Source organism: Pseudomonas sp. GM_Psu_1, from assembly GCF_026544185.1.
In the GTDB taxonomy this organism is placed as follows: Bacteria; Pseudomonadota; Gammaproteobacteria; order Pseudomonadales; family Pseudomonadaceae; genus Chryseomonas; species Chryseomonas oryzihabitans.
This window is the reverse complement of record NZ_JALNUX010000004.1, coordinates 62,600-75,525: the sequence shown is the minus strand read 5'-3', so window position 1 is coordinate 75,525 and position 12,926 is coordinate 62,600. Positions and strand designations below refer to the sequence as shown.

Below are 12,926 nucleotides of genomic sequence, written 5' to 3'. Positions count from 1 at the left end.
GCCTGGCCGACAGAAATCTTCCTGACAGGGGATAAGGTTATGGGTAAGAACGTCGTCGTCCTGGGCACCCAGTGGGGTGATGAGGGCAAGGGCAAGATCGTGGACCTGCTGACCGACCAGGCCGCTGCCGTGGTGCGTTATCAAGGCGGTCACAACGCCGGCCATACACTGGTCATCGATGGTCAGAAGACCATCCTGCGGCTGATTCCCTCGGGCATCCTGCGCGCCGACACCCAGTGCCTGATCGGCAATGGCGTGGTGCTCTCGCCGGAAGCCCTGTTCAAGGAAGTCGGCGAGCTGGAAGCGCGCGGCGTGCCGGTGCGCGAGCGCCTGCGCATCAGCTCGGCCTGCTCGCTGATCCTGCCCTATCACGTGGCCCTGGATCAGGCCCGCGAGAAGGCCCGTGGCGAAGCCAAGATCGGCACCACCGGTCGCGGCATCGGCCCGGCCTACGAAGACAAGATCGCCCGTCGCGGTCTGCGCGTCGGCGATCTGTTCCACCCCGAGCGTTTCGCCGTCAAGCTCAAGGAAGTGCTGGACTACCACAACTTCGTCCTGCAGAACTACTTCAACGAGCCGCCGGTGGACTTCCAGAAGACCTACGACGAGGCCATGGAACACGCCAAGGTCATGCAGCCGCTGGTCATGGACGTCGTCAGCCGTCTGCACGAGCTGCGCAAGGCCGGTGAGAACCTGATGTTCGAAGGCGCCCAGGGCACCCTGCTGGACATCGACCACGGCACCTATCCCTTCGTCACCAGCTCCAACACCACCGCCGGTGGCGTGGCGACCGGTTCCGGCGTGGGTCCGCTGTACCTGGACTACATCCTCGGCATCACCAAGGCCTACACCACCCGCGTCGGCTCCGGTCCCTTCCCGACCGAGCTGTTCGACGAAACCGGTGCCTACCTGGCCAAGCAGGGCCACGAATTCGGCTCCGTGACCGGCCGTCCGCGCCGTTGCGGCTGGTTCGATGCCGTCATCCTGCGTCGTTCCATCGAGATCAACAGCATCTCCGGTCTGTGCCTGACCAAGCTAGACGTGCTCGACGGTCTGGACACCGTGCGCATCTGCACCGGTTACAAGGATGCCGCCGGCAACCTGCTGACCGAGGCGCCCACCGACGCCGACAGCTACATCGGTCTGCAGCCGGTCTACGAAGAGATGCCGGGCTGGAGCGAATCCACCGTGGGTGCCCAGAGTCTCGAGGCGCTCCCGGCCAACGCCCAGGCTTACATCCGCCGCATCGCCGAGCTGGTCGAGGCGCCGATCGACATCGTCTCGACCGGCCCGGATCGCAAGGAAACCATCGTGCTGCGCCATCCTTTCGCCTGATGCGCTAAAAGGATGCAGCCGGAAAAGCCCCGCACCGCGGGGCTTTTCCATTTCTGGCGGGCGAGAGACGCTGGTAGGCCGGGGACGGCCGCTGGTCCGAAATGGCCAGCATATTGCTATGACTATTCACCGCTGAGCCTCCAGCTCCCCTCGAGCTGGCCGACAGCCTGTAAATGTCCCTTGCCGCTGGAGACCTCCATGTCGTTTCTCTTGTCGCTGCTGCGCAGTCGCCTGTTGCTGCCGGTATTCATCAGTCTTTTGCTCGCGGTCATGCTCCAGGTAGCCCTGGCGCTGTGGCTGACCCAGGATGCGGTGAAGGGGCTGCAGTCAGGTCTGGCCACCCGCCTGTCCGGCGAGTCCGAGCAGCTCGCCGACACCCTGCGCCAGGCCGGGGGCGAGGTGGACGGCAGTCTTGCCGAGCTGGCGGGGCAGACCCGTGCGCGGCTGGCCGAGGGGCTTGCGCAGCGCCTGGCGCGCGAGCGGCAGCAGGTGGGTGAGACCCTGGCCGCTACCCTCAAGAGCAATGCGCAGAATCTGGCCGAGCTGCTTGCGGGCGTCGCGCCCAAGGCGATGTGGGACGCCGATGTGCCGGCCCTGTCCGACCTGGCGCGGCGTGCGCAAGGCAATCCCGAGGTGCTCTTCGTGGTCTTCCAGGACGCCCAGGGCCAGAATCTGACCCGCTATCTCAATCGCCAGGACGAGCGCGTGGCCCGCCTGCTCGCCGTGGGCCAGGGCGAGGGCGCCCTGGCCAAGGTGCTGGATGCCGCGACCCGGGATCCTTCGGTCTATCGCGTGGAGGCTTCCATCAGTCCCAATGGCGTGGAGATCGGCAAGGTGGTGGTGGGCTTTTCCACCCAGACCATCGAGCGCACCGGCGCGGCTCTGGACAAGAGTTTCAAGACCCTGATCGACGACGCCGGCGGTCTGGTCTCCAGCAGCGTGACGGCCGCGGCCAAGGGCAGTGCGGCGACCCTGGCGACGCGCCTGGAAGGCACGCGCCAGGCTGCCCTGGCCATGAGTCGCAATGCCGGTGAAACGGTCGCCACCCTGGCGGGCGCGCTGCGCTGGCAGATCGCCCTGGGGCTGATCGGGGTCGGCGTGGTGATGGTCGTGGCCGTGGCGCTGGTGCTGGGGCGCCGGGTGCTGCGGCGGATCGGCGTGCTGCAGCGGGCGCTGGACGATCTGGCAGCCGGGGAGGGGGATCTCACGCGCCGCCTGCAGCTGGGGCAGGGCGATGAGATCCAGGCGCTGGGTGGCGCGGTCGATCGCTTCCTGGCCAAGCTGCAGCCGCTGGTGGGCGAGGCCCATGGCGTCGCGGCGCGTACCGGCGAGGAAATCCGCGGTTTGGCCGGCAGCAGTGCCACCGCCGAAGCGGCGGCGTTGCGCCAACGCGAAGAGGTGGCGCGCAGTCTGGAGGCCTTGTCCGGTATCGCCGCGGAAGCCCAGGGCGAAAGTCAGGCCATGCAGGGCGCCCTGCAGCAGGTGGAGGCCATTCGCAGTTCCACCCAGAGCAACGCCCGCATCGCCACCGAGGTGGCCGAAGGTATCGAGGGGCTGGTGACCCAGGTCGAGTCCGGCGCCCAGGTGATCGAGCGGCTGGCCGCGCAAAGTGAGCAGATCGAGGTGGTGCTGGACGTGATCCGCGGCATCGCCGAGCAGACCAACCTGCTGGCGCTCAATGCGGCCATCGAGGCGGCCCGGGCCGGCGAGAGCGGACGTGGCTTTGCGGTGGTCGCCGACGAGGTGCGGGCGCTGGCCAGCAAGACCCAGGAATCCACCGGCAGCATCCGGACCCACATCGCCGGTCTGCAGGAAGGCGCGCGCGAAGCTGTCGCCGCCATAGGCGCGGCGCGCCAGCAGGCCGGCAGCGGGCTGGCGGTGCTGCGCGACAGCAAGCGCATCCAGCAGGATGTCCACCGCGCCGTGGATCAGGTGCATGCCAGCATGACCACGGCTGCCCAGGCGGCCCAGCGTCAGGCGGAGGGCGCCGCGGCGGTACGCCAGCGGGTCGAGGTCATCCATGGCGAGACGCTGCGCGCAGCCGAATCGGTGGCGGCCACTGCGCACAGCAGTCGGACTCTGGCGGAGCTGGCCGCCCAGTTGCGCGGCAGTCTGGGGCAGTTCAAGGCGTAGGGGAGGGCCCCACGCCTTTTCGCAGGCAAGAAAAAACCGGCCGAAGCCGGTTTTTTCTGTTGCGTCCGATCCGGGATCGTCCGCTTGGTATTGGTGCCCAGGAGAAGACTCGAACTTCCACGGTGTTGCCACCGCTAGGACCTGAACCTAGTGCGTCTACCAATTCCGCCACCTGGGCCTGCAGTGCGACTTCTGGTCGCTTCCCGTCACCCTTGCGGGTTTCAGGATTAAAAACCGGCTAGTGCCGGCTTTTCGTCGACCGATCTGCAAATCGATCGACTATAATGAGTGGTGCCCAGGAGAAGACTCGAACTTCCACGGTGTTGCCACCGCTAGGACCTGAACCTAGTGCGTCTACCAATTCCGCCACCTGGGCACTCAAGGCGATGATTGCTCATCTCCGGCGTCGTGATTGCTCACGGCGTCGTGGGGCGGCACTTTACTCAGGGGGCGTTTGCTTGTAAACCCCTGCTGTGAAAAATATTTTATTGAGCATGCCAGGCTAACTATTGCGCGGTTTTCACGTTTCAATAGGCGCCATGGCAGTTCCTACCGAACCAAGACACAGAAGGTAACCCCAGACTGATGGCCGATTGGCAATCCCTCGATCCCGAGGCCGCCCGGGAAGCGGAAAAGTACGATAACCCCATTCCGAGTCGCGAACTCATTCTGGCTCATCTCGCCGATCGCGGCGCCCCGGCCACACGGCCACAGCTCGCCGAAGAATTCGGTCTCGTCACCGAGGACCAGCTCGAAGCCCTGCGGCGCCGCATGCGCGCCATGGAGCGCGACGGTCAGGTGATCTACACCCGCCGCGGTGCCTATGCGCCCATCGACAAGCTGGACCTGGTGCGTGGCCGCATCGCCGGCCATCGCGATGGCTTCGGCTTCCTGATCCCCGACGACGGCAGCGACGACCTCTTCCTCAGCCCGGCGCAGATGCGCCTGGTGTTCGATGGCGACATCGCCCTGGCGCGGGTCGCCGGCCATGATCGGCGCGGTCGTCGCGAAGGCGGTCTGGTCGAGGTGGTCACCCGGGCGCACGAGTCCCTGGTCGGGCGCTTCTTCCAGGAGAGCGGCCTGGCCTACGTGGTGCCGGACAATCCCAAGATCGGTCAGCAGGTGCTGGTGCCCGAGGGCAAGCACGGCGGCGCCGCTCACGGCCAGTTCGTGCAGGTGCGCATCGACGAGTGGCCCACCACCTTCCGCCAGGCCCAGGGCGAAGTGGTCGAGATCCTGGGCGACTACATGGCGCCGGGCATGGAGATCGAGGTCGCCCTGCGCAGCTACGACATCCCCAACGAATGGCCCAAGGCCGTCGAGAAGGAGGCCGCCAAGCTCAAGCCCGAGGTGGAGGAGAAGGACAAGCAGAAGCGCATCGATCTGCGCCAGCTGCCCTTCGTGACCATCGATGGCGAAGATGCTCGCGACTTCGACGATGCCGTCTATGCCGAGGCCAAAAAGTCCGGCGGCTGGCGGCTGTACGTGGCCATCGCCGACGTCTCCCACTACGTCAAGGTCGGCTCGGCGCTGGATGCCGAGGCGGAAAAGCGCGGCAACTCGGTGTATTTTCCCGAGCGGGTGATTCCCATGCTGCCGGAGGCGCTCTCCAACGGCCTCTGCTCGCTCAATCCCCAGGTGGATCGCCTGGCCATGGTCTGCGAGATGACCATCGCCGCTTCCGGGCGCATGACCGGCTACCAGTTCTACGAAGCGGTCATCCACTCCCATGCCCGTCTGACCTACAACAAGGTCTCGGCGGTGCTGGAACAGCCCAAGTCGGCCGAAGGCAAGCAGTTGCGCAAGCAGCTCGGCGACGTGGTGCCGCACCTGGAGCAGCTCTACAGCCTGTACAAGGTGCTGCTGGCCGCTCGTCACGTGCGCGGTGCCATCGATTTCGAGACCCAGGAAACGCGCATCGTCTTTGGCGCCGACCGCAAGATCTCGGAGATCCGTCCGACCCAGCGCAACGATGCCCACAAGCTGATCGAGGAGTGCATGCTGTGCGCCAACGTGGCCACCGCCAAGTTCCTCGAAAAGCACAAGGTGCCAGCCCTCTACCGGGTGCACGAGGCGCCGCCGCTGGAAAAGCAGACCAATCTGCGCCAGTTCCTCGGTGAGATGGGACTGTCGCTGACCAAGGGCAAGGCCAATCCGGTGCCGTCGGACTACCAGGCGCTGCTGCAGCAGATCCGTGAGCGGCCGGATTTCCGGCTGATCCAGACGGTAATGCTCAGATCCCTGAGTCAGGCGGTCTACAGCCCGGACAACAACGGTCACTTCGGTCTCAACTACGAGGCCTACACCCATTTCACCTCGCCGATCCGGCGTTATCCGGATCTGCTGGTGCACCGGGCGATCCGCAGCGTCATCCGCTCCAAGCTGGAGACCAAGCACGTCAAGCGCGCAGGCGCGACGAGCATGGCCAAGGCGCGCATCTATCCCTACGACGAGTTGCGCCTGGATCAGCTCGGCGAGCAGTGCTCCATGACCGAGCGCCGCGCCGACGAGGCCACGCGTGACGTGTCCAACTGGCTCAAGTGCGAGTTCATGAAGGATCGCGTCGGCGAGACCTATGCCGGCGTCATTACCGCGGTGACCGGTTTCGGCCTGTTCGTCGAACTGTCCGAGGTCTTTGTCGAGGGCCTGGTGCACGTCACCGCGCTGCCGGACGACTACTACCATTTCGACAGCGTCCATCATCGCCTCTCCGGCGAGCGCAGTGGGCGCAGCTATCGCCTGGGCGATCCCATCGAGGTGGTGGTGGCCCGGGTCGACCTGGACGAGCGCAAGATCGACTTCGTGCTGCCGGCCTCGGCCGGCGCGCCGCGGGTCCGTGAAGAGCGCGAGCCGCGCCGCAAGCGTGAGGGTCGCGGTCGTCGCCGCGAGGCGCCGGCAGCGGAAGACCAGGCCGTCGCCCCGACGCCGGAAGCCCCGGCCACCTCGGTGTCGCCGGAATTGCTGGAGCAGGCCGACAAGTTGCTGGGCAATACCGACGTCAAGCGCAGTCGTGCGGTGAAGCAGGCGCTGCTGGCGGAAGCCAAGGTCGAGGGCGGCAAGCCCAAGGCCAAGGGCAAGTCCGGCGGTCAGGACAAGGCCGTCGCCCAGGGCCAGACCACGGCTCAGGGCAAGACTGCCAAGGGCAAGGCCAGTGCCACGGCCAAGGCGCGTACCGCTCCGGCGAAGCGTCAGGCGCAGGGTGCTGCTGCCGAAGGCGCCGCTGCGGTGGAAGCCAAGGTCAAGAAGGCCAAGGCCGCTGCCGCCAAGAAGAAGTCGGCTGCCAAGCCCAAGGTCGAAGGCCAGGCCCAGGCCGCGGCCAAGAGCAGGACCAAGGCCAAGGCCAAGAAGCCGCATCGCAAGGGCCAGGCGCGCCCCAAGGATGACGCATGAGCCAGCTGGAAACCGTCTACGGTATCCACGCCGTGGAAGCGCTGCTGCGCTTCCACCCGCGGCGGGTGAAGCAGCTCTGGATCGCCGAAGGGCGGCGTGAGCCGCGGGTCGAGGCCCTGCTGGAGCTGGCCGCCGGTCAGCGCCTGGCGGTGGAAACCAAGCCGCGGGCGCTGCTCGACGAACTAGCCGAGGGCGTGCATCAGGGCGTGGTGGCCCAGGTCAGCCCCAGCCAGGTCTGGGGCGAGGCCATGCTCGAGGAGTTGCTCGATCGGGCCGAGGGCCCGCCACTGCTGCTGGTGCTCGATGGTGTGACCGATCCGCACAACCTCGGCGCCTGCCTGCGCAGCGCCGATGCCGCCGGAGCCCTGGCGGTGATCGTGCCCAAGGACAAGTCGGCCACCCTGACCGCCGTGGTGCGCAAGGTCGCCTGTGGGGCCGCCGAGGTGCTGCCGCTGGTGGCCGTCACCAATCTGGCGCGGACCCTGGAAAAGCTGCAGAAGCGTGGCCTGTGGATCGTCGGGACTGCCGGTGAGGCGACCCAGGAGATCTATGACGTCGACATGAGTGGGCCGACCGTGGTGGTCATGGGGGCCGAGGGCAAGGGCATGCGCCGACTGACCCGTGAGCATTGTGATCATCTGGCCCGGCTGCCCATGGCCGGCAGTGTCAGCAGTCTCAACGTTTCGGTGGCGACCGGGGTCTGCCTGTTCGAGGCCGTGCGTCAAAGACGCGCCTCTGCGCCCAGCTAGCCCGCGCTAAGAAACGTCTGGGTACCGACGCAGCGCGTATCGCACTATACGAATCGCGCTGCAGTGCGCAGAATATCGGCCTCGCTCCGGGAATGCCGGGGCGAGGCCTGTCAACAAGAGGACGCCCGCGTGAGTCAGGAGATCCAGGAGCCGGTAGGCTTGCGAGTGCTGCTCGTCGAAGACGATGCCACGCTGCGCATGCTGACCACCGAAGTCATCGAGGAGCTGGACCATCAGGTCACGGCCGTCGCCTCGGCGGAGGCCGCCCTCGAGTTGCTGCCGCAACGCGAACACGATGTGCTGTTCACCGATATCGGGCTGGGCGGCATGTCCGGCATCGAGTTGACCCGCCGCGCCCTGGCGATGGATCCGACGCTGCGCATCGTGGTCGCCTCGGGTTATGCCTTCGAGCGCGAGCCGGGCATGGAAGCGCGGGTCGGGGTGCTGATCAAGCCCTATGACCTGAACAAGATCCGCCAGGCCCTGGCCGACGTGCAACGCTGAGTGCCTGGGGCTGCCCGGCGGTCGCGTCGGTCATGCCTGCGGTTGCGCCCCCCGGCGCCCTTCTCTAGAATGTTGCCCCTTGCCCGGAGTGCGTCCGCATTCCGCAGGGCAAGTCATCCGAACTATTCACTCCTTGTCTGACCGCGTTTCCGCGGCAGGCTGCAACCCGTAAGGAGCATTAAATGCGTCATTACGAAGTCGTGTTCCTGGTTCATCCGGACCAGAGCGAACAGGTGGGCGGCATGGTCGAGCGCTACACCAAGGCTATCGAAGAAGACGGTGGCAAAGTCCATCGCCTGGAAGACTGGGGCCGTCGTCAGCTGGCTTACGCCATCGACAACGTTCACAAGGCTCACTATGTACTCATGAACATCGAGTGCAGCGCCAAGGCCCTGGCCGAGCTGGAAGACAACTTCCGCTACAACGACGCCGTGATCCGCAACATGATCCTGCGCCGTGACGAGGCCGTCACCGGTCAATCCGAGATGCTCAAGGCCGAAGAAAACCGCAACGAGCGTCGCGAGCGTCGCGAGCGTCCTGCCGAGTCCGAGTCCGAGTCCGCCGAAGGCAACTCCGACGACGCCGACAGCGCCGAGTAATCTGGATCTAGCGAGGAATCATTGTCATGGCACGTTTCTTCCGTCGTCGTAAGTTCTGCCGTTTCACCGCCGAAGGCGTGAAAGAGATCGACTACAAGGATCTCAACACCCTGAAGGCCTACGTCTCCGAAACCGGCAAGATCGTCCCGAGCCGTATCACTGGCACCAAGGCCAAGTACCAGCGTCAGCTGGGTACCGCCATCAAGCGTGCCCGTTACCTGGCCCTGCTGCCCTACACCGACAGCCACGGTCGTTGATCGACGCCTGATCACGAATAACGGATAAACACGGCATGCGGCCTCTGGCTGAGTTCATCATGCGCGGCCGTACTCAAGCCACCCTCGTGGTGGTGCTGGGTGCAGTCGTGCCGCTGCTGTACTGGATGACCGCTGCCGGTGGCAGCCTGGTGCTGTTGCGCCGGGGACCTGCCGCGGCGGCCGGGGTGCTGGTCTGGGCCCTGTTGCCAGCGCTGTTCTGGCTGTATCTGGGTGATGCCAGCATCGTGCTGGTGTTGCTGGGTTCGACGCTGCTGGCGGCCATCTTGCGCCAGAGTCTGTCCTGGACCCGGGTGCTGTTGGCCAGTGTCCCCTTGGGGCTGGTCTTCGCCCTGGTGCTGGGCCAGGTCTATGCCGAGGGCATCGCGCAACTGGCGGAGGAAATCCGTCGGTTGCTGCCCCAGGTGTTGGGCCCGAGCGCGGCGCAGTTGCCGCCGGAAAAGCAGGCGCAGTTGCAGCAGTTGCTGCTGCCCGTGTTGACCGGCCTGATGGCGGCGTTCTTCCAGATCACCTGCCTGCTGTGCCTGATGCTCGGGCGCTACTGGCAGGCGGCGCTGTACAACCCCCAGGGGTTCGGTCGCGAATTTCGCGCCCTGCGTCTGCGTCCGGCCATCGCGCTCGGCCTCCTGGCCCTGCTGGTGCTGGCGCCGAACCTGGGCAGCGGGCTTGGCCTGCTGACCCCGCTGTGCAGCGTGCCGCTGGCCTTTGCCGGCATCGCCCTGCTGCACGGGCTGGTGGCGGCCAAGCGCCTGGCAGGATTCTGGCTGGTGGGGCTGTACGTGACGCTGTTGCTGTTCGGGCAGCTGATCTATCCGTTGTTGGTGATTCTGGCTGTGATCGATAGCGTGTTCGATTTCCGTGGGCGGTCCGCGCAAGAGCCGCAGGGGCCCGCGGACGGTGAAGGTTAAAAGTTAAGAGGAAAGACTCAATGGATGTCATCCTGCTGGAAAAGATCGCCAACCTGGGCAACCTGGGCGACAAAGTGAACGTCAAGGGCGGTTACGCCCGTAACTTCCTGCTGCCGCAGGGCAAGGCCACCGCAGCCACCGCTGCCAACGTCGAGGCTTTCGAAGCTCGTCGCGCCGAGCTCGAGAAGCAGGCTGCCGAGAAGAAGGCCGAGGCTGATGCCCGTGCCGCCAAGCTGGCCGACCTGACTGTTACCATCGCCGCCAACTCCGGCGACGAAGGCAAGCTGTTCGGTTCCATCGGCACCCGCGACATCGCCGAAGCCGTCAGCGCCGCCGGCGTTGAGCTGGACAAGAGCGAAGTTCGCCTGCCCAACGGCGCCCTGCGCAGCGTTGGCGAATACGATGTCGAAGTGCACCTGCACACCGACGTCGAAGCCACCGTCAAGGTCGTCGTCGTCGCTGAATAAGCGCGCCGTCGCCTGACTGGCGGACTTGCGCCCCGGCGCCGGTCTGTCGACAATCGGGCACGTCATTGCCAAGGCAGTGACGTGCCCTTTGTCTTTTCTGCCCTATCGAAAATCATTTCGCCGCCCGCAATGGGGGCCCAAGACCTGCGCATGAACGAGATTTCCCTGCCCGAGCAGTACGATCTGCAGACCGCTGCCCTCAAGGTCCCGCCGCATTCCATCGAGGCCGAACAGGCCGTGCTGGGTGGTCTGATGCTGGACAACAACGCCTGGGAGCGCGTGCTCGATCAGGTGTCCGATGGCGACTTCTATCGCCACGACCACAGACTCATCTTTCGCGCCGTGGCCCGTCTGGCCGAGCGCAACCAGCCGTTCGACGTGGTGACCCTGTCCGAACAGCTGGACAACGAAGGTCAGCTGCCCCAGGTGGGCGGCCTGGCCTATCTGGCCGAGCTGGCCAAGAACACCCCCTCGGTGGCCAACATCAAGGCCTATGCGCAGATCGTCCGCGAGCGGGCCACCCTGCGCCAGCTGATCGGCATCAGCGCCGACATCGCCGACAGCGCCTACAACCCGGAAGGCCGCGGCGCCAACGAGCTGCTCGACGAAGCCGAGCGCAAGATCTTCGAGATCGCCGAGGCGCGGCCGAAGTCCGGCGGGCCGGTCGGGGTCAACGACATCCTGACCAAGGCCATCGACCGCATCGATACCCTGTTCAACTCCAGCGATGCCATCACCGGCGTGTCCACCGGCTTCGCCGACCTGGACGAGAAGACCAGCGGCCTGCAGCCGGCCGACCTGATCATCGTCGCCGGCCGTCCCTCCATGGGCAAGACCACCTTCGCCATGAACCTGGTGGAGAACGCGGTGCTGCGCACCGACAAGGCAGTCCTGGTGTTCTCCCTGGAGATGCCCGCCGACTCCATCGTGCTGCGGATGCTCTCGTCCCTCGGCCGCATCGACCAGACCAAGGTGCGCTCCGGCAAGCTGGACGACGATGACTGGCCGCGGCTGACCTCGGCGGTCAATCTGCTCAACGACCGCAAGCTGTTCATCGACGATACCGCCGGCATCAGTCCCTCGGAAATGCGCGCCCGCACCCGGCGCCTGGTGCGCGAGCACGGCGACCTGGCGCTGATCATGGTGGACTACCTGCAGCTGATGCAGATCGGTGGCAGCAGCGGCGAGAACCGCACCAACGAGATTTCCGAGATCTCCCGCTCGCTCAAGGGCCTGGCCAAGGAATTCAACTGCCCGGTGGTGGCGCTCTCCCAGCTCAACCGATCGCTGGAACAGCGGCCGAACAAGCGTCCGGTGAACTCCGACCTGCGCGAATCGGGCGCCATCGAGCAGGACGCCGACGTCATCATGTTCGTCTACCGGGACGAGGTGTACCACCCGGAGACCGAGTACAAGGGCGTGGCGGAAATCATCATCGGCAAGCAGCGTAACGGTCCGATCGGTACCACGCGGCTGGCCTTCATCGGCAAATACACCCGGTTCGAGAATCTCGCGCCCGGCAGCTACGTTTTCGAGGACGAATGATGGTCAAGGACAAGCTGAAGATCGCGGTCCTGCTCGGCGGCACCAGCGAAGAACGCGACGTGTCCATCGCCAGCGGTGCCCAGGTGGTGGCGGCGCTGCGCCGGCGTGGGCATCAGGTGGTGACCGTGGATACCGCCCTGGGGCTGCTCGATGAAGACGCCGAGCGCGCCCTGCTGGAAGCCCGCGTCGGCCTCGAACCGCCGGAGCGGACCGCCCTGGTGCGGATGCGCGGCCAGGATGCCGGCGCGGTGCTCAGCCGTGCCCAGCTGGGCGACCAGGATCTGCTGTTCCTCGCCCTGCACGGCGGGACCGGCGAGAACGGCACCCTGCAGACCCTGCTCGACCTGGCCGAGTTGCGCTACACCGGCAGCGGCCGGGTGGGCAGCGCCGTGGCCATGGACAAGGACCTCAGCAAGCGGCTGTTCCGGGCCGCTGGCGTACCCACCGCCGACTGGCTGATGGCGCCGGTGGATGCCGCGACCGTGGCCGACACCCTGGGCTTTCCGGTGATCGTCAAACCCAGCCAGCAGGGTTCCACCGTGGGCCTGAGCAAGGTCAGCCGCGCCGAGGACCTGCAACCGGCCATCGAGCTGGCGCTGCGCTATGACCGCGAGGTGATGATCGAGCGCTTCGTCGCCGGGCGCGAGCTGACCGTGGGCGTGCTGGGCGACCAGCCACTGGCGGTGGGCGAGATCGTCCTCGGCCAGAGTGGCGTGTTCGACTACACCAGCAAATACCAGCCCAAGGGCGCTGTGGAAGTCTTTCCGGCCGAGGTCTCCGCGGAGATCGCCGAGGAAGCGCGCCGGCTGGCCCTGGCCGCGCATCGGGCGCTCAAGCTCGACGGCTACAGTCGCGCCGACTTCCGCCTGGACGCCGAGGGACGACTCTGGTGTCTGGAGGTCAACACGCTGCCGGGCATGACCGCCACCAGTCTGCTGCCGCAATCGGCCGCGGCCATGGGCATCGACTTCGACGAACTCTGCGAGCGCATCTGCCAGCTGGCCCTGCAGGACTGACCCCA

At 66.1% G+C, this 12,926-nt stretch carries 11 protein-coding genes and 2 tRNA genes; 11 read left to right on the top strand and 2 right to left on the bottom strand.

Annotated features, from left to right (window positions below):
- The first annotated feature begins 39 nt into the window (after nt 1-39).
- Together OXS31_RS07740 and OXS31_RS07735 are read left to right on the top strand one after the other, a co-directional pair.
- The gene (locus OXS31_RS07740) at nt 40-1,335 is read left to right on the top strand and encodes an adenylosuccinate synthase (RefSeq protein WP_007161151.1); all 1,296 of its coding nucleotides are present in this window, start codon (nt 40-42) and stop codon (nt 1,333-1,335) included.
- Between the two features lie 198 nt (nt 1,336-1,533).
- A complete protein-coding gene (locus OXS31_RS07735; protein ID WP_044341024.1) occupies nt 1,534-3,468 on the top strand; it encodes a methyl-accepting chemotaxis protein in 1,935 nt (644 codons plus the stop codon).
- Nucleotides 3,469-3,559: 91 nt separating this feature from the next.
- Here the strand turns inward: OXS31_RS07735 and OXS31_RS07730 are convergent.
- Both OXS31_RS07730 and OXS31_RS07725 read right to left on the bottom strand, forming a co-directional pair.
- Nucleotides 3,560-3,646: transfer RNA gene (locus tag OXS31_RS07730), tRNA-Leu, on the bottom strand.
- A gap of 111 nt (nt 3,647-3,757) precedes the next feature.
- Nucleotides 3,758-3,844, bottom strand: a tRNA-Leu gene (locus OXS31_RS07725).
- Nucleotides 3,845-4,053: 209 nt separating this feature from the next.
- Between OXS31_RS07725 and rnr the strand changes: the two genes are divergently transcribed.
- The 9 genes from rnr (at nt 4,054) to OXS31_RS07680 (ending at nt 12,921) form a co-directional block, all read left to right on the top strand.
- The gene (gene rnr / locus OXS31_RS07720) at nt 4,054-6,858 is read left to right on the top strand and encodes a ribonuclease R (RefSeq protein WP_267398619.1); all 2,805 of its coding nucleotides are present in this window, start codon (nt 4,054-4,056) and stop codon (nt 6,856-6,858) included.
- Nucleotides 6,855-7,607 (top strand): 23S rRNA (guanosine(2251)-2'-O)-methyltransferase RlmB, encoded by a 753-nt coding sequence (gene rlmB / locus OXS31_RS07715; protein ID WP_027601074.1) that lies wholly within the window; start codon nt 6,855-6,857, stop codon nt 7,605-7,607. Before rnr ends, rlmB begins: the two co-directional genes overlap by 4 nt.
- A gap of 129 nt (nt 7,608-7,736) precedes the next feature.
- Nucleotides 7,737-8,111, top strand: coding sequence for a response regulator (locus OXS31_RS07710; protein WP_007161147.1), 375 nt, complete (start codon nt 7,737-7,739; stop codon nt 8,109-8,111).
- Nucleotides 8,112-8,293: 182 nt separating this feature from the next.
- Nucleotides 8,294-8,710: a 30S ribosomal protein S6 gene (gene rpsF, locus OXS31_RS07705; protein WP_007161146.1), complete on the top strand. Its 417-nt coding sequence runs from the start codon at nt 8,294-8,296 to the stop codon at nt 8,708-8,710.
- 26 nt (nt 8,711-8,736) lie between these two features.
- Nucleotides 8,737-8,967: a 30S ribosomal protein S18 gene (rpsR, locus tag OXS31_RS07700; RefSeq protein ID WP_007161145.1), complete on the top strand. Its 231-nt coding sequence runs from the start codon at nt 8,737-8,739 to the stop codon at nt 8,965-8,967.
- Nucleotides 8,968-9,002: 35 nt separating this feature from the next.
- Complete coding sequence (locus OXS31_RS07695) at nt 9,003-9,893, top strand: hypothetical protein (protein ID WP_027598829.1); 891 nt, start codon at nt 9,003-9,005, stop codon at nt 9,891-9,893.
- A 20-nt stretch (nt 9,894-9,913) separates the two neighbouring features.
- Nucleotides 9,914-10,360, top strand: a complete 447-nt coding sequence (rplI, locus tag OXS31_RS07690; RefSeq protein ID WP_007161143.1) for a 50S ribosomal protein L9 — start codon at nt 9,914-9,916, stop codon at nt 10,358-10,360.
- A 150-nt stretch (nt 10,361-10,510) separates the two neighbouring features.
- Complete coding sequence (gene dnaB, locus OXS31_RS07685) at nt 10,511-11,905, top strand: replicative DNA helicase (RefSeq protein ID WP_007161142.1); 1,395 nt, start codon at nt 10,511-10,513, stop codon at nt 11,903-11,905.
- On the top strand, nt 11,905-12,921 hold the full coding sequence (locus OXS31_RS07680) for a D-alanine--D-alanine ligase (RefSeq protein ID WP_027601073.1): 1,017 nt from the start codon (nt 11,905-11,907) through the stop codon (nt 12,919-12,921). Before dnaB ends, OXS31_RS07680 begins: the two co-directional genes overlap by 1 nt.
- Nucleotides 12,922-12,926 lie beyond the last annotated feature (5 nt).